Here is a 16,090-nt window from a genome sequence, read left to right as displayed (position 1 = left end):
GTGATGTTGACCAGCGAGGGAGAGCTGGTACTGCCCGTCCTGCGCGCCGCAGTCGAGGGAGTCGACGCCGTCGCGGCAGCAGCCGACGATCTCCGCGGCCTCATCACCGGGACCCTGCGGGTCGGCACCGTGAGCGGCCTGACCTGGCGACCGGTCTTCGACGCGATCGCTCGACTGCATCACGACCATCCCGGCGTCGAGATCTCCGTCCGCGAAGGCATCTCGACAGCGCTCATCGAGGAGGTCGAGTCGGGGGAGCTCGATGTCGCGATCGCAGCCTGGTCGGGGGATGCACCGCAGCACCTACCATCGGGGGTCATCGTCGACGACGCTCTGCATGCGGTCATCGCGCGTAATCACCCGTGGGCGACCAGATCCACCGTCTCACCCGACGAGATCGCCGACATCGACCTGATCTCACTCACCCGCGGCACAGGCGCCCGCGCGGCGCTCGACGCACTGCTCGCGCGCCAGGGGCAGATGCGACGTCCGCGTTGGGAGGTTGCGTCACCGTCGCTGGCACGCATGCTCGCCACGCGCGGACTCGGCGTCGCCGCCCTCAGCGCGAGTACGGCAGCGTCATGGAACGACATTGTCAGCCTGCCGATCTCCGATCCGGACGCACGGTCCCGTCTCGGGGTGGTGTGGCGTGATCCCGAATCCCCTGCGGCCGCTGCGCTGCTCAGCGAGATCGGCCCCCACTTCCGAAGCGCTGCGCCGTCTCCGTCGCGTGAACTCACGCCGCTGAAGACCGGGAAGTCGGCGGCCGCCGACGGATTACGCGGAGGCCACCACGGCGATCGCCGGCAGCGACGATCCGATCAACGCCAGTAACTGTTCGCGGCTGATCTGCTCGTCCGTGAGCCAACCGATGGTGACCTCCTCGACAAAGGCGATCCACCCGAACGTCGCCAGTCGTACCGCAGGCGTGACCTCCACCCCGAGCGCCGGCGCGTGGTCGAGGACTCGCTCGGCCATGGCCTCTCGGGTGCCGTCGATCACTGCGCGCATCGCCGGGTCGGTGCTCGACGCTCCGCGCAGAAACGCCGTGTACGCGCTGCGGTGCTCACTGACGTAGTCGACGAAGGCCGACAACGAGCTCGACAGAATGGCGAGCGGGTCGTCGAGGGACTCGTCGGGCGCCGTCAGCCGCAGCATCTCCTCCCCCTGCGCCCTCGCGATGGCGACGTGGAAGTCCTGCTTGGAATCGAAGTAGTGGAACAACAGCGCACGGGATACACCCGCGACCTCCGCGATCGCGTCGATGGACACCTCGTCGAGCGGACGCTCGGACATCATCTGGAGTCCGAGCGCGATCAGTTGGTCGCGTCTGGCCTCGGGACTCATCCTGGTGCGCTTCGCCTGGGTCACACCCCCACTCTAGGCGTCTTATTGACCATCATTCAATAGCCTATTGACTACGGTTCAATAGGCTCCTAGTGTGATGACCATGACAACGCACAATGTTGAGGTCGCGATCGTCGGAGCCGGATTCTCCGGGCTCGGCGCGGCGATCACGATGAGTCAGAACGGCTTCACCGACTACGTCATCCTCGATCGAGGCGCCGACTTCGGTGGCACCTGGCGCGACAACACCTACCCGGGCGCCGCGTGCGACGTCGCATCGAACCTGTACTCGTATTCGTTCGCCCCCAACCCGCAATGGTCGCGGTCCTATTCGCATCAGCCCGAGATCTACCGGTACATCAACGACGTGGCCGACCACTACGGTGTGCGTGACAAGGCCAGGTTCGGCACCGAGGTCATCCGCGCAGCGTGGAACGAGGACGAACGTCGCTGGTTCATCGACACCGTGTCGACACAGTCCGACCCCGATGCCGAGAGCGTGACGACCTACCGCGCGCAGCATCTGATCGGCGCAGTCGGACCGTTGTGCGAGCCCAATCTTCCCGAGATCGACGGTATCGAGTCATTCGGCGGCACGATCATGCACTCGGCACGCTGGGACGACGACGTCGACCTCACCGGCAAACGCGTTGCCGTGATCGGCACGGGGGCGTCGGCCATCCAGATCGTGCCCGAGGTGGCCAAGAAGGTCGACCACCTCGATGTCTACCAGCGCACGGCACCCTGGATAGTTCCCCGCACCGAACGGCCGTACACGGCGGTCGAACACTGGTTGTTCAAGAACGCACCGATCGTTCAGCGCGCCAGCCGCGCGGGCGTGTACGCCTTCAACGAGTTCATCGCCTTCGGTCTCACGCACTCGCGCACGGCACTCAAACCGGTCGAGATGGTCGCCCGCGCCAACATCCTGCGTGGGATTCGCGACCCCCAACTGCGCGAAAAGGTCACCCCACGCTTCCAGGTCGGCTGTAAACGAATACTGCGATCCAACGCCTGGTACCCGGCGCTCGATCGACGCAACGTCGACCTCGTCACCGACCCCATCGCACGCGTGACACCGTCGAGCATCGTGACAGCCGACGGCACCGAGCGGGAGATCGACGTGCTGATCGTCGCAACCGGCTTCCACGTCACCGACTCACCTGTGTTCGACTGCATCGTCGGCGCCGATGGACGCTCGCTGGCGCAGGCCTGGGACACGATCGGGATGCAGGGATACAAGGGGTCGTTCGTCCACGGCTTCCCGAACATGATGCTGATGATCGGACCGTCGACCGGCCTCGGACACACCTCGATGGTCTACATGATCGAGTCGCAGCTCAACTACCTGATCGACTACCTGAAAACCGTTCGTACACAACAAATCACGCGTTGCGATGTCACCGCGACGTCGCAACGCCAGTACAACCGGGACATTCAGCACGCGCTCCGAAACAGCGTCTGGGTGAACGGCGGATGCGCATCCTGGTACGCCGACGAGAACGGCAACATCACCACACTGTGGCCCGGATTCACCTTCAACTTCCGTAGGCAGACCCGCAAATTCGACGTCGCTGCCTACGATGTCGCGCACGAGCAGTCGCGCATCGAGAACGACTCGGCTCCGGCCGAGATCCGCACCTGATCACTCTCTAGCGCACGACTTACCCACCGTGGTGCACCCTCACCGCGGTGACGCCCGCCAATCACGTCAACAACAGGAGGACATCATGAAGGACTTTCGCGACAAGGTCGTCGTCGTCACCGGCGCCGGCTCGGGCATGGGCCGCGAGCTCGCCGTGAAATTGGCCCAGCAGGGTGCCAAGCTCGCGATCTCCGACGTCGACCCCGACGGTCTCGCCACGACGGAGAAGCTCGTCGCCGAGGCCGGTGCACCGGTGCATGCGCAGATCCTCAACGTCGCCGAGCGCGAAGCGGTTCTCGACTACGCCGAGACCGTCATGGGCCACTACGGCAAGGTCAACGTGGTCTTCAACAATGCGGGTATCGCTCACCACGGCGAAGTGGAGCGCACCGAGTTCAAGGACATCGAGCGCGTGATGGACGTCGACTTCTGGGGTGTGGTCAACGGCACGAAGGCGTTCCTACCGCACATCATCGCCTCTGGTGACGGTCACATCGTCAACACGTCGTCGCTGTTCGGTCTGCTGTCGGAGCCGGGCCAGGCGGCGTACAACTCGGCAAAGTTCGCTGTCCGCGGGTTCACCGAAGCACTCAACCAGGAGATGCTCATCGCCAAGCACCCCGTGCGCGTCACGTGCGTGCATCCCGGCGGCATCAAGACCGCGATCGCACGCAACGCGACCGTCGCCGACGACTACGACCAGGCGAACTTCGCGCAGTTCTTCGACAAGTACCTCGCGCGCACCTCTGCGTCGTCGGCGGCAGACACCATCATCAAGGGCGTGAAGAAGAACAAGGCGCGCGTGCTGATCGGCGCCGACGCGATCGTGCTCGACATCTGGGTACGTCTGGTGGCATCGAAGTACCAGGGTCTCGTCGCGAGCGTGACCAAGCGCGTTACATCGTCGTTCCGCTGACCTCTCGGGATCTACAAGCTGTGCTCGCCGAGCCACCCGACCGCGAGGTCGCGTGGCTCGGCGCCCTCGTCCGCGCGACGAGCCAGTTCGGCGAGGTCGGCAGTCGTGATCTCGCCCGCGACGCGATTGATCTGCTTGACCTCGCTACGCGTCAGCGCCGCTGTGCGGAAGACCGGAACGAGGTTCTGTGCTCGCGGACCGGCGGTCTCTCCGCGGGCTGGGGTCCCCGGCGCGGCTGAATCCGGTGCGGTTGAGCCCCGAGCCCCGCTCTGCGTGGGGGTGGACACCCGGAGCGCCTGGATTTGAGGGGCGGAGGCATCGAGCGCCACTGCGGCGTCGAGGGCCGACAGCACCCCGGCCGAGTCTCCGGTCCCGACGCGTGCGATCACCTCACGCACCGATCCGACCGTCTCGACCGGACCGAACCGACATCCCTGTGCGGCGAGCGCCGACATGACACCGGGCTCCGCGCGGTCGACGACCACGACGGGCATTCCTGCGGGAAGCCTCCCGCATTCCGACAAGTCGGTGGCGTTACTCGACTGCGCAAGCGACGTCGCGACGAACACCTGCGGAGTCGCGCTCACCGGCGTCGCATCCCCCACCGAGACACCTTGGGGCAGAGAGCGATTCAGCTCGTCGTAGACATCCTCGGCCGTCGTCGCGGTCGATGACGGCGCAAGTGCCGAGAGCAGATCGCCGCCGAAGGCCGGAAAGAGGTCGAGGGCGGCCTTGTCCATGTCGGCCAGCAGGCTGGTGTCGTCACCGATGCGTACCTGGTGTGCGACCGGAGCCCCGACGTCGCGCAAGGCGCCCGCGTAGATCTCGGCCATCACCTCCAGCGCAGAGGTGTCGCCTGCGCCCACCCTCAGCAGTCGGCCGGTCGAGTCGGCCTCACTCGACGGGCTCGAACAGCCGGCAAGCACCCCGGCTGTGAGGAACGCGACGACCGCGAGCACGGCTGTGGACCAGACACGAGTGAGCACGGGGTTCACGGTATAACGCGTCAGCGGTGGCTGAGCGCACCCGTCTGATGTCGACGGCGACGTCGAGGGAAGGCCCGCCCGGTCACGGGCATGCCTGCTGACGTGGCTTGGCGACGTTTCCGAGACCGGTTGCGCGAGTAGCATCCACACCGTGCCCATGCCCAACCTCCGTCCCGGCGGAATGTCCAATCTGCGCCCAGGCGGACGCAACGCCCGTCAGTCGCGGACGCTCCCCCGGATTCCTGTTCCCGTCGCGCGTGCGGTGGTCGACTGCGCGGTCTATGTCGACGGAATCCGCCAGCCCGGTCGGATCACGTACTCCGACGCGTTCACGAAGGTCCGTGAGAGTGGTGAGGGCTTCGTCTGGCTCGGACTGGCACACCCCGATGACGAACAGATGACCGGCGTCGGTGAGGTGTTCGGTCTGCACGAGTTAGTCGTGGAGGACGCCGTCCACGCGCACCAGCGCCCGAAGCTCGAAGTCTACGACGACATGCAGTTCCTCGTTCTTCGCACCGTTTCCTACGTCGAGCACGAGTCGATGGAGAAGGCCAGCGAGGTCGTCGAGACGGGCGAGATCATGGTGTTCGCGGGTCGGGATTTCGTGATCACCGTGCGCCACGGCGACCACACACATCTGCACAACCTGCGACGTCGCATGGAAGCGAGACCCGAGCGCCTCGCGCTCGGCCCGACGGCGGTACTCCATGCGGTCGCAGATAAGGTCGTCGACTCCTACCTGGCGGTGTCCGAGCGTATGGAGGACGATGTCGTCTCCATCGAGAGCACGGTGTTCTCCCGACAACAGCGCTGGTTGAACATCGAGCCCGTCTACCTACTCCGGCGCGAAGTCCTCGAGTTGCGGCGGGCGGTGACGCCGTTGGCAGGCCCGATGTCGCGACTGGCGTCGGACAACACGCTCGTGCCCAAGGAGATCCGCCGCCAGTTCCGCGACGTGTCCGATCACCTGAGCACGGTCATCGAACGCGTGGTGGAGTACGACGAGGTGTTGAGCTCACTTCTCGACGCCGCCGCCACGAAAGTGAGCATCCAACAGAACAGCGACATGCGGAAGATCTCCGCGTGGGTGGCGATCGCCGCGGTGCCCACCATGGTCGCTGGGCTCTACGGGATGAACTTCGACATCCTGCCCGGTATGCACGACCGGCAGGGATTCGGACTGCTGTGCCTCGCCATGCTCATCGTGTGCGGAGCCCTCTGGGCGACCTTCCGACGAAGCCACTGGCTCTAGACCAGCGCCGACCTGCGGGTGTACACCCTCGTGTACGCCGGGCAGACCACCGCTCACATGCTGGCCGGCGAACGTCGCGGATCTGCGACGTCGATGTTGGCCTCCGCCCACGCCTCACGCAGTTCGTCGGCACCTTTGAGTAGCACCCATGCGGCCTCGTTCGCCGTGATCGGAACAGCCCGAAGCAGGCGCACCGGAGCCATCGGTTCGGGTAAGGCGATCTCACCCAGTTCGTCCGCGCCGGTCAGCAGGGCCGTGAACGGCGCACCGTCCCACAGGGGTTCTCCGAGATCGACGAGCGCATCCGCATCGAGCACGAGACCTTCGACCGCGGGCGCCGCCGCCACGGTGGCGAGTCGACGGTGCACACCGGGCATCGCGACACCCGCGTGCATCCGCACGACCAGTTCGGCGCGGGGCCCACGGACCGGATCGGGATGGAGATCGCCGGGATCGGTCATCGGGTGACGTGAGCAACCAACAGTCGCGAACACCACATCGTCGTCGACGACATAACGCTCGACGTCGATCGCTTCGACTCCCAGGAAAGTCACCGACGCACGCTGCGGTTCGACACCGAGTCGGGCGACGAGGAAGTCATGGACCGCATCGGTCACTGAGGTGCTCACGGTCTTCCACCGTAGCGTCTGCGCCCTATCCGGACCTCGCCGCGTTCGGGCGCCTGGGTGTCGGCCGACATGAAGCCGTCAGGGACGCGGGAGCTTCCGATGCAGCGGGTTCGTGGTCACGGGTGTGGCGCGACGGCGAACACCGGGCACCGACGAGACCACGGCGGGTGCTTCTGCGGTCGCACGGGTGGCATCCTGCGCGCGCATCGCCGGACTGTTCCCCGTCCCGAGTGCCGGTGAACCCACGATCCGCATCGCACTCGCACCGCACGCCGGGCAGACCACTTCGGTCGGCACCGTGGCCATCGCGTGGATCTCCTCGACGTCGACGCACCTCTGAGCACAGCGGAACACGTAGGTCGGCATGCATCGACCTTAGCGCCGACAACTGCTCGGCGTTGGCGTACCCGCGTGCGGTATACACGCCCGGCATACGGACGCGGCTCGCAGACGAGTACTCGATACTGTTGTGCTGCAGCGTCTTTCCTCATCCAGCGCATCGCGGCAGATTTCGCGATATCGTGACTCACGAATGATTCCATCCGGAATCATCGTGCCGAGCACTGGTGTGTGGCCCGGCCGCACACCAGCGTCGCCAGGAGGTCGCCGTGCCAGAGTTGCTCTTCGGGTTGGACTCGTCCAAGCCGTTCACCGACCAGCAGATCATCGGCCACAATCGTTGGCACCCCGACATCCCGCCCGCGGTCACGGTGAAGCCCGGCGCCACCTTCCGCGCACACTGCCGCGAGTGGTTCGACGGTGCCATCCACAACGACGATTCCGCAGAGGACATCCTCAACGCCCCGCTCAACAACGTGCACACCCTTTCCGGACCGTTCGCCATCGAAGGCGCCGAGCCGGGTGATCTGCTGATCGTCGACATCCTCGATGTCGGACCGATACCGCAGGAGGATTCCGGACCGCTGGCAGGTCAGGGCTGGGGTTACACAGGCATCTTCGCCAAGCTCAACGGCGGCGGATTCCTGACGGACCAATTTCCCGACGCATACAAGGCGGTCTGGGACTTCTCCGGCCAGAGCGCCACGAGTCGCCATGTGCCGCATGTGAAGTACACCGGAATCGTGCATCCCGGCCTCATGGGCACCGCACCGAGCCCGGATCTGCTGGGAAAATGGAATGCACGCGAAGCCGCGCTCATCGCAACCGATCCCGACCGCGTGCCGCCGTTGGCACTGCCCCCTCAACCCGACGGAGCGATCCTGGGGTCACTGAGCGGAGCCGAGTTCGACCGTGTGGCCGCAGAAGGCGCGCGGACGGCACCACCACGTGAGAACGGCGGCAACCAGGACATCAAGAACCTCACCAAGGGCACCCGCGTGTTCTACCCGGTGTTCGTGCCGGGGGCGAACCTGTCGTTCGGTGATCTGCACTTCTCCCAGGGTGACGGTGAGATCACCTTCTGCGGAGCCATCGAGATGGGCGGTTTCATGGATCTGCACGTCGACCTCATCAAGGGCGGCATGGAGACCTACGGCGTCAGCGAGAATGCGATCTTCATGCCTGGCAACACCGATCCGCAGTACTCGGAGTGGATCGCGTTCTCGGGAACCTCCGTCACGCTCGACGGCGAGCAGCGCTACCTCGACTCCGATCTCTCCTACCAGCGGGCATGCCTTCATGCGATCAATTACCTGACCAAGTTCGGCTACAGTCCGGAGCAGGCGTATCTATTGCTCGGCTCCGCACCGATCGAAGGCCGGTTGTCCGGGGTGGTCGACATCCCGAATTCCTGTGCCACGGTGTATATCCCGACCGCCATCTTCGACTTCGACGTCTCGCCGTCGAAGAGCGGGCCGGTGCAGATCGATCCGGGCATGGGTGCGCCGCACGCGAGTTTCTGACCATCGGGAGGATGCGCCTACGCTTACCCCATGGTGCGTGTTCTCGCGGTGGCCGACGAAGTGGTCGACTCACTGACGTTGGGCGTGGGCATCGACGGCAAGCCGGACCTGATCCTCGGCGCAGGCGATCTACCGTTCGACTACCTCGATGCGCTGATCTCGCTCTGTGACGCGCCGTGCGTCTACGTGCCGGGCAACCACGACCCCGATCTGAGTGGATACCGTCACTCCAGGAGCGGATGGACGCGCGCGGGACTGCCCGCGCGCGATCCCGGCCCGCTCGGGGCTCTCAACGCCGACGGTCGTACGGTCGAGGCAGCCGGATTGTGCATCAGCGGTCTCGGCGGCTCGATCCGTTACAGTAGCGGGCCCAACCAATTCTCCGAGCGCCAGCAACGCCAGCGGAGTTGGCGTGTACGGCTCGGCTGCCATCTCACCCGCCGGCGGCCCGACATCTTTCTCACACACAGTCCTGCTCGGGGCGTCGGAGACGGAGATGACGGACCGCACCGCGGATTCGAGTGCTTTCACGGTCTCGTCGACGATCTACACCCGGCACTGCTGGTCCACGGTCATGTGCACCCCTTCGGCGCACACCCGACAGACAAGCTCATCGGCAAGGACACCGTATCGATGAACGTCGTCGGCTATTGTCAATTCGATATCGAACCCGGGGGCCGGGACTTCACGATCGTGAGGCGACGATATGGCGCGTGACACAGGATTTCCCGACGCCGACGCCGAAAACGACTTCGCGCGTATGCGCCGACAGGCCGAACTCGCCCGCCTCACGCACTGGTTCACCCGTCAGCCCGCGGACGTCAACACGATCCTGCCGTTCGACGAAGTAGTACGCGCACTGGGCCGAACCGGCGAGACCAATCTGGGACTGCAGCAGGTCCGCGTACGCGACATCGTCGGAAGCGTCGACCGCACAAAGGATTTCGACAAGTACTTCCGGCCGACCTCGTCGCGTATCCGCGAACGCTGGCAACGGCTGGCGGCGGCCCAGCGCCGCGGCGAGTCGGTACCGCCGGTGCTGTTGTACAAGATCGGGTCGATGTACTTCGTCATCGACGGCCATCACCGCGTCTCGATCGCCATCGCACGTCATCTCGAGACGATCGATGCCTACGTCACCGAGATCCACACACGCATACCGCCCGAGGGCATCAACGCGCCGTCCGACCTCGTACTCAAGGATCACCGACGACTGTTCCTCGCACGGGTCCCGCTCGCCGGTGCCCAAGCCGACGCCGTCCGCCTGCGCGATCCGTTCGCCTACGCCGAACTCGCAGAAGCAGTGGAGGCGTGGGGTTTTCGACTCAGCCAGGAGCTCGGCGAATTCGTGAGTCGACGAGACGTCGCGCGTCGCTGGTTCGGTGAGGAATTCCTCCCCGTGGTCAGGATGGCCCGCCGCGCCGAGCTACGACCGGACCTCACCGACGACGCCGAGCTGTACATGTGGGTCGCAGGTGAACGTTATCGCCTGGTACGCAGGCACGTCTGGGACGACGAGATCATCGACGAACTCCGAGAGCAGTCGCGGCGCAGGCGTCGGTAGGCGTCTTCACGTCGCTGCACGAGCCTGTCGAGTCACCTGTGCCGCAGACTCACTCCCGACTGCTGGTCGAAGACAGCGATCCTGTCGGTGTCGAACACCAGCTCGGCGCGCGAGTTCTTGGTGACCGCAGACTCCGGGGAGAGCCTGGCAACCATCTCCCCTGTACCGAGTTCGGAACCCGATTCGGCGGCCAACTCGGCCAGTGCGTCGTTGGCGGCACGGTTCGAGTCGATCGTGAAGTAGGCGTACTTGTCCGACCCCATCGACTCGAGCACGTCGATGTCGGCGGTGAACGTCGTGCCACGCGCTTTCACCGACGGATCGATGAGTGTGGCGTCCTCGATCTGTTCGGGTCGGATACCGATGAGCACCTCCCCGTTGCTGCCTTCCTTCTTCGCCTCGGCGGCAATGGCCTCGTGATCGTCGAGAACGAGCGCCCCGAATGGGGTGTCGACACCCTCGGCGGTCAACGCCCCGGGCAGGAAGTTCATCGACGGCGACCCGATGAATCCGGCGACGAACACGTTGACCGGGTCGTTGTAGAGCTCGTTGGGTGTCCCGACCTGCTGTACGTAACCGTTGCGCATCACCACGACGCGGTCACCGAGGGTCATCGCCTCGGTCTGGTCGTGCGTCACGTACACGGTCGTGGTGCGGAGCCGCGTCTGAAGCCGCGCGATCTCCGTGCGCATCTGCACGCGGAGTTTCGCGTCGAGATTCGACAGCGGTTCGTCCATGAGGAACGCCTTGGGCGAGCGCACGATCGCGCGCCCCATCGCGACGCGCTGGCGCTGACCGCCCGACAGGTTCGACGGCTTCCGATCGAGGTACTGGGTGAGGTCGAGGATCTTTGCGGCCTCGTCGACCTTCTTGGTGATCTCGTCCTTGGGGAGCTTGGCCAGAGTGAGCGGGAACGCTATGTTCTGCCGTACCGTCATGTGCGGGTAGAGCGCATAGCTCTGGAAGACCATGGCGATGTCACGGTCTCTGGGCGACTTGTCGTTGACCCGTTCGCCGCCGATGTACAGGTCGCCGCTGCTGATGTCCTCGAGACCCGCGATCATGTTGAGGGTCGTCGACTTTCCACAGCCCGACGGGCCGACCAGGATGATGAACTCGCCGTCGGCGATCGTGAGGGTGAAGTCGTGAACGGCGACGGTGCCGTCCGCGTACTTCTTGCTGACGTTGTCGAGCACGATCTCTGCCATGGGGACTATCCCTTCACCGCGCCGGAGGTCAAGCCGGCGACGATTCGACGTTGGAAGAAGAGCACAAAGATGATGATGGGGATGGTGATGACCACCGCGGCTGCGGCGATGGAGCCGGTGGGCTCCTCGAACTGCGAACTGCCGGTGAAGTTCGCGATCGCCACCGGGGCGGTGATGGCGCGCTCGGTCGAGGTCAACGACAAGGCCAGTAGCAGGTCATTCCACGCGAAGATGAACACCAGGATCGCCGCGGTCACCACACCGGGGGCGGCGAGGGGGGCAATGACCTTCCGGAACGCCTGAAACGGGGTCGCACCGTCCATCTTCGCCGCTTTCTCCAACTCCCATGGGATCTCCCGGAAGAACGCCGAGAGCGTGTAGATCGCCAGCGGCAACGCGAAGGTGATGTACGGGAGGATCAGCCCGAGCCAGGTGTCGAAGAGCCCGATGCTGCGTTCGATGTTGAACAACGGTGTGACCAACGAGATCTGGGGGAACATGGCGATCAGCAGCGCTGCACCGACGAGCAGCTTCTTCCCGGGAAAGTCGAGGCGCGCAACGGCGTAGGCGGCCATCGTGCCGATCGCGACCGCGATCAGCGTGGTGATCAGACCGATGCCCAGCGAGTTACGCAAGGCGGAGGTGAAGGCGCTCGTCTGGAAGATCCCTGAGTAGTTCTCCCACGTCCACTGCGCCGGGATGAATCTACCGTCTGTCACGCTGCTCGCCGGTTTGAACGACAAGCTGATGATCCACAGCAGCGGAATGATCGCGTAGAGCACGACCAGTATGTCGGCGATCAGCCACCCGACACGGGATTTGGCGGTGCGGTTCACGGCGGCCTACCTCCCCTCGTTGTCGGAGCCGGGCGCGGCGGTACCGAAGCCCTTGATGAAGATGAACGCGATGATCGCGACACACACGAAGATAAGTATCGAGATCGCCGATCCCACACCCAGATTGAAGGCCTTGAACAGGTTGTCGTAACCGAGCATCGAGACCGAGTAGGTGTTGTTGTTGCCTGCCGTCAAGACGTAGATGTTGTCGAAGATGCGGAACGCGTCAAGCGTTCGGAACAGCAGCGCGACCAGGATCGCGGGTTTCATCATCGGAATGATGATGCGACGCAGGCGGGTCCATGCGCCCGCGCCGTCGACCTCAGCGGCCTTGAGCAGTTCGTCGGGAACCAACGCGAGTCCGGCGAGCAGCAGCAGTGCCATGAACGGTGTCGTTTTCCAGACCTCGGCGAGCACGATGATCGCCAGTGACGGCCACTGCTGGGTGAGCGGTGCACTACCGTCGGGCAGCAGATTCGCGAGGTACCCGGTTCCGGGGGTCCATGCGTAGTACCACGAGAACGCGGCCGCAACCGTCACGATGCCGTAGGGGATCAGCACGACGGTTCGGATCACGCCCCGGCCGAAGATGGTGCGGTGCATCACGAGTGCGACGGCCATACCGAGCACGAACTCGATGACCACGGACACCACTGTGATCCCTACCGTCACGAAGAACGCCGTCCACCAGTAGTTGGAGCTGAGCACGGTGCCGTAATTGCTGAACCAGGTGAATTCCCGCTCCCCCGGAGCCGAGAGACTCGACTTGTTGAGCGACAACCAGAAGGCGTAGATGATCGGGTACGCGGTGACCGCGAGCATGAGGATCACTGCGGGCGCGATCAACCAGTACGCCAGTCGACGTTCCTGCTTCTTGCCCTCGCTGACCTCCCGCGATCGCTTCACGGGCTTGGACGCCGATTCCTCACGTACCAGGCTCGCCGTCGACGCGGGAGCACCCCGCCGCGCGGCCGCCCCGACCACGCCGGCCTCTGCAGCAGTGGGCGTCGGCGGCGGCGTCGACTCGTGGGGCGCTGACGCGTTTGACGTCGATGCCGCGTGCTCGGGTTCGCCACCGCTGGGCCGTCCGAGACGTTCGGGAGGAGTCCACGCGTCCGAATGCACTGTGCGCCCGTATGATCCGGGCCCGTGCCCGGTGGAGATGTCGGCGCTGCTCGATCCACCCGTATCTTCGCCGTCGCCGGGCAATGCGTGCTTTGCCCTGTGCTCGGACTCCTGGTCGTGACCCGTGCCGTCGTTGCCGGATGTCATGGGATGAGTCCCTCCCCGTTGATCGCCCGTTGCACCTGCTCGGCCAGTTGGTCCACGAGCGTCTCGGGATCCCAGGAACCGACCGGAGAGAGCTTTGCCTGCAGGAGCGTCGAGATCGCCTGATAATCAGGAGATTTCGGCCTCAGGGCGGCGTGCTCTGGTTCGAGCTGGAGCTTGATGTCGTCGGCCATCGGATATGCCGCACGGAAGTCGGGATCGCTGTAGAGCGACGAAATGACCGGCGGGGTTCCCGCGTCGATGGAGTAGAACTTCTGGGCGCGGGCGTTGGTGAGACACATCGCCGCCTCGAAGGCGAGGTCCTTCTGCTGTGATGTGTCGGCCACCGCGATGTTGAGGCCGCCGACCGTACTCTTGGCCGGAATCGCATCGGTCACTCCGGGATACGGTGCGAAGTCGAACTTCTGTCGTACCGCGCGTGTCACCGGCGCCAACTGCTCATCCGTAGGTGACTTGTCCTTGTCGGCGAACAGGCCCGCGTACTGCTGCACATCGGTCAGGAACGGCACACTGCCCGCCGCGGCGTTCTCCCGCATGGAGGACAACACGAACGGCCAGTTGACCTGATAGATGGCCTTGCCGGTCTCCATCCCGAGGCGCGAACTGGTCTCGTCGCCGTTGGTCAGCGAGGGGTCATGGCCGGGAGCGGTGGCGACCGACTTGAGCACCTGCAGGGCCTTCACCGTGGCCGCACGATGCTCGGGAGTGTCGTTGAGTGTCACCTTGTTCGGATCGTTGGGGTCGACCACCTCGCCACCCGCACTCGCGAGCACCGAGTTGAACCACACCATCAAGCCCTCATACTGCTTGCCCTGCACCATGATGTAACTGGGCCCACCCTTGGCGAGGCTGCTCGTCGAGTCGGCGACCATGCCGTCCCACGTTTTCGCGGGTTGACTCTTGTCGAGGGTGTCGCGGAGAACATCCTTGCGATACCAGAGCAATTGGGTGTTGGTCCAGATCGGGATCGCGTACAGCCGCTCGGAGTCGTCGTGCTTGGTTTTCCACTTCGCGGTCTCCAACGGACCGCCGAGCGTCCGTGACTCCACCTCACCGGTGAGGTTGTCGGGCACCGGGGTGAGCCAACCGGCGTCGGCGAACTCCGCAGTCCACACGACATCCATGCCCATGAGGTCGAGGCTCTTGTCGTTGCCCGACAGACGGCGCGCCAACTGCAGGCGCTGGTCATCGGCTGCCTTCGGCAACGAGGTGGTCACGATGCGATATCTGCCGCCCGACTCCTGAGAACACTTGTCGCCCATGGCCCTGATCGAATCAGCGCCGTCGGCGGGCGGGTACAGATTCAGGACGCCCGGCTCGTGCCCGGAACCGCACGCCGCGACGATCGGCAACACGGTCACGAGAGCTGCGGCGGCAATGGCCGCTCTCATGGACGTGCGCCGCGATCCGCCCGCCTTGACGGGCCGGTCGCTGCCACCTCCCCTACCTGTGCTGCCCCTGTAACCGTTGCTCCGCACGCAGCCTCCTTGATGTCGCACGCAGCACAGCGAGCGTCGTCGCGCGCCATGGCGTTGGTGGCTACGCTAGCCCGGCGCGGCAGTGACAAGCAACACATTCGGCGCGGTCGTGCCAAATGTGTTCGATGCGCGAGCGTCTCGCCACATCAAGGGAGAGGCCGCAATTCGGCCGGGATCACCAATTCGGCTGATTCAGGGGTTCAGCCGCGCCAGCATGTCGCGGGCCTTCTCGGCGCTCTTCGGATCGCAGAGTACGTCGTACCGACCGGCGACGAGCTGCATCGTCGACGCGAAGTCGCGCTGGCCGCGCGTGGCGGCGTACGGGATGGTCGTGGAGATCACACCGAAGACGACACCGCCGACGAGACCGAACAGGATCGGCACCATCGGGTTACCGGTCACGACCAGAGAGACCAGGAGGCCGAAGAACAGGCCGAGCCACGCGCCCGAGACCACGCCTCCACCGATCACCTTGCCCCACGTGAGCCGACCGATGACGCGCTCGACCTGCATCAGGTCGACGCCGACGATGGTCACGTCCTGCACGGTGAAGTTCTCGTCGGAGAGGTAATCGACAGCACGCTGCGCCTCCGCGTACGTCGAGTAGGAGCCGATCGGCCACCCTTTGGGCGGAGTCGGGAGACCCGGGGTCTGCCGACCGGAACTCAGCGGGTTGGTCATGTCATGTCCTCCACTAGGCCACTACCCTTACCCCCATGGCGTCGGTGAGCAAGGTCTTCGTGGCCAGATTAGTCGGGTTGGCGGTCCTTGGTCCTGACGGTGAGTCAATCGGTCGTGTCCGAGATGCGGTGATCGCTGTTCGCCTGCCCGGACAGCAGCCGCGTGTGCTCGGCCTCGCGGTCGAATTGGCCACGCGCCGACGGATCTTCGTACCGATGCTACGGGTCACGTCCGTCGATCCCACCGCGGTCACCCTGAACACGGGCACCGTGAGCCTACGACGATTACATCTACGCCCGGGAGAGGCGCTCGCGATCGGGCAGATTCTCGACACCCGGGTGCGCGTCGACGACCCCGACCACGAGGACCTCAGAGGTATCGACATGATCGTCGTCG

Annotated in this window: 17 protein-coding genes; 8 read left to right on the top strand and 9 right to left on the bottom strand. The window is 64.9% G+C overall.

Features of this window, described 5'->3' with window-relative positions:
• Positions 1–3 precede the first annotated feature (3 nt).
• Positions 4–834, top strand: a complete 831-nt coding sequence (locus GOOTI_RS09300; protein ID WP_233425462.1) for a LysR substrate-binding domain-containing protein — start codon at positions 4–6, stop codon at positions 832–834.
• Here GOOTI_RS09300 and GOOTI_RS09295 read toward each other — a convergent pair.
• Complete coding sequence (locus GOOTI_RS09295; RefSeq protein ID WP_007238328.1) at positions 778–1,347, bottom strand: TetR/AcrR family transcriptional regulator; 570 nt, start codon at positions 1,345–1,347, stop codon at positions 778–780. The two genes, GOOTI_RS09300 and GOOTI_RS09295, sit on opposite strands and share 57 nt — an antisense overlap.
• 103 nt (positions 1,348–1,450) lie before the next feature.
• On the opposite strand from GOOTI_RS09295, the gene GOOTI_RS09290 reads away from it, so the two are divergent.
• Together GOOTI_RS09290 and GOOTI_RS09285 are read left to right on the top strand one after the other, a co-directional pair.
• Entirely contained in the window at positions 1,451–2,992 is a 1,542-nt protein-coding gene (locus GOOTI_RS09290) for a flavin-containing monooxygenase (RefSeq protein ID WP_039993841.1), read from the top strand.
• 85 nt (positions 2,993–3,077) lie between these two features.
• Complete coding sequence (locus GOOTI_RS09285) at positions 3,078–3,908, top strand: SDR family NAD(P)-dependent oxidoreductase (RefSeq protein ID WP_007238326.1); 831 nt, start codon at positions 3,078–3,080, stop codon at positions 3,906–3,908.
• Positions 3,909–3,919: 11 nt separating this feature from the next.
• On the opposite strand, the gene GOOTI_RS09280 is transcribed toward GOOTI_RS09285, so the two are convergent.
• Positions 3,920–5,053: a type 2 periplasmic-binding domain-containing protein gene (locus GOOTI_RS09280; RefSeq protein WP_007238325.1), complete on the bottom strand. Its 1,134-nt coding sequence runs from the start codon at positions 5,051–5,053 to the stop codon at positions 3,920–3,922.
• A gap of 22 nt (positions 5,054–5,075) precedes the next feature.
• Between GOOTI_RS09280 and GOOTI_RS09275 the strand changes: the two genes are divergently transcribed.
• Positions 5,076–6,146: a magnesium and cobalt transport protein CorA gene (locus tag GOOTI_RS09275; protein ID WP_039993839.1), complete on the top strand. Its 1,071-nt coding sequence runs from the start codon at positions 5,076–5,078 to the stop codon at positions 6,144–6,146.
• Between the two features lie 53 nt (positions 6,147–6,199).
• Here GOOTI_RS09275 and GOOTI_RS09270 read toward each other — a convergent pair whose 3' ends face one another.
• Both GOOTI_RS09270 and GOOTI_RS25105 read right to left on the bottom strand, forming a co-directional pair.
• Entirely contained in the window at positions 6,200–6,775 is a 576-nt protein-coding gene (locus GOOTI_RS09270; RefSeq protein WP_007238323.1) for a suppressor of fused domain protein, read from the bottom strand.
• A 78-nt stretch (positions 6,776–6,853) separates the two neighbouring features.
• Positions 6,854–7,141 carry an FmdB family zinc ribbon protein gene (locus tag GOOTI_RS25105; protein WP_007238322.1) on the bottom strand — a complete coding sequence of 96 codons (288 nt, stop codon included), beginning with the start codon at positions 7,139–7,141 and terminating at the stop codon, positions 6,854–6,856.
• Between the two features lie 242 nt (positions 7,142–7,383).
• Here GOOTI_RS25105 and fmdA point away from each other — a divergent pair, with 242 nt between their 5' ends.
• The 3 genes from fmdA to GOOTI_RS09250 are packed head-to-tail and all read left to right on the top strand — an operon-like array spanning position 7,384 to position 10,201.
• Positions 7,384–8,637 carry a formamidase gene (gene fmdA, locus GOOTI_RS09260; protein WP_007238321.1) on the top strand — a complete coding sequence of 418 codons (1,254 nt, stop codon included), beginning with the start codon at positions 7,384–7,386 and terminating at the stop codon, positions 8,635–8,637.
• A 30-nt stretch (positions 8,638–8,667) separates the two neighbouring features.
• Complete coding sequence (locus GOOTI_RS09255; RefSeq protein WP_007238320.1) at positions 8,668–9,354, top strand: metallophosphoesterase family protein; 687 nt, start codon at positions 8,668–8,670, stop codon at positions 9,352–9,354.
• Positions 9,344–10,201 carry a ParB N-terminal domain-containing protein gene (locus GOOTI_RS09250; RefSeq protein WP_007238319.1) on the top strand — a complete coding sequence of 286 codons (858 nt, stop codon included), beginning with the start codon at positions 9,344–9,346 and terminating at the stop codon, positions 10,199–10,201. Before GOOTI_RS09255 ends, GOOTI_RS09250 begins: the two co-directional genes overlap by 11 nt.
• 32 nt (positions 10,202–10,233) lie before the next feature.
• On the opposite strand, the gene GOOTI_RS09245 is transcribed toward GOOTI_RS09250, so the two are convergent.
• From GOOTI_RS09245 to GOOTI_RS09225, 5 genes are all read right to left on the bottom strand, one after another.
• Positions 10,234–11,409: an ABC transporter ATP-binding protein gene (locus GOOTI_RS09245; protein WP_007238318.1), complete on the bottom strand. Its 1,176-nt coding sequence runs from the start codon at positions 11,407–11,409 to the stop codon at positions 10,234–10,236.
• Positions 11,410–11,414: 5 nt separating this feature from the next.
• Entirely contained in the window at positions 11,415–12,245 is an 831-nt protein-coding gene (locus tag GOOTI_RS09240; protein WP_007238317.1) for a carbohydrate ABC transporter permease, read from the bottom strand.
• Between the two features lie 6 nt (positions 12,246–12,251).
• On the bottom strand, positions 12,252–13,517 hold the full coding sequence (locus GOOTI_RS26130) for a carbohydrate ABC transporter permease (protein ID WP_083835889.1): 1,266 nt from the start codon (positions 13,515–13,517) through the stop codon (positions 12,252–12,254).
• Complete coding sequence (locus tag GOOTI_RS09230; RefSeq protein WP_039993829.1) at positions 13,514–14,926, bottom strand: extracellular solute-binding protein; 1,413 nt, start codon at positions 14,924–14,926, stop codon at positions 13,514–13,516. The genes GOOTI_RS26130 and GOOTI_RS09230 overlap by 4 nt, the downstream gene beginning before the upstream one ends.
• A gap of 279 nt (positions 14,927–15,205) precedes the next feature.
• Positions 15,206–15,694 (bottom strand): YflT domain-containing protein, encoded by a 489-nt coding sequence (locus GOOTI_RS09225; protein WP_007238314.1) that lies wholly within the window; start codon positions 15,692–15,694, stop codon positions 15,206–15,208.
• Positions 15,695–15,729: 35 nt separating this feature from the next.
• Here GOOTI_RS09225 and GOOTI_RS09220 point away from each other — a divergent pair.
• Positions 15,730–16,090: PRC-barrel domain-containing protein (locus GOOTI_RS09220; RefSeq protein ID WP_039993828.1), on the top strand; the 361-nt coding region annotated here is incomplete at its 3' end.

The organism is Gordonia otitidis NBRC 100426 (genome assembly GCF_000248075.1).
GTDB classification, from domain to species: Bacteria; Actinomycetota; Actinomycetes; order Mycobacteriales; family Mycobacteriaceae; genus Gordonia; species Gordonia otitidis.
This window is presented reverse-complemented; position numbering and strand designations above follow the sequence as displayed.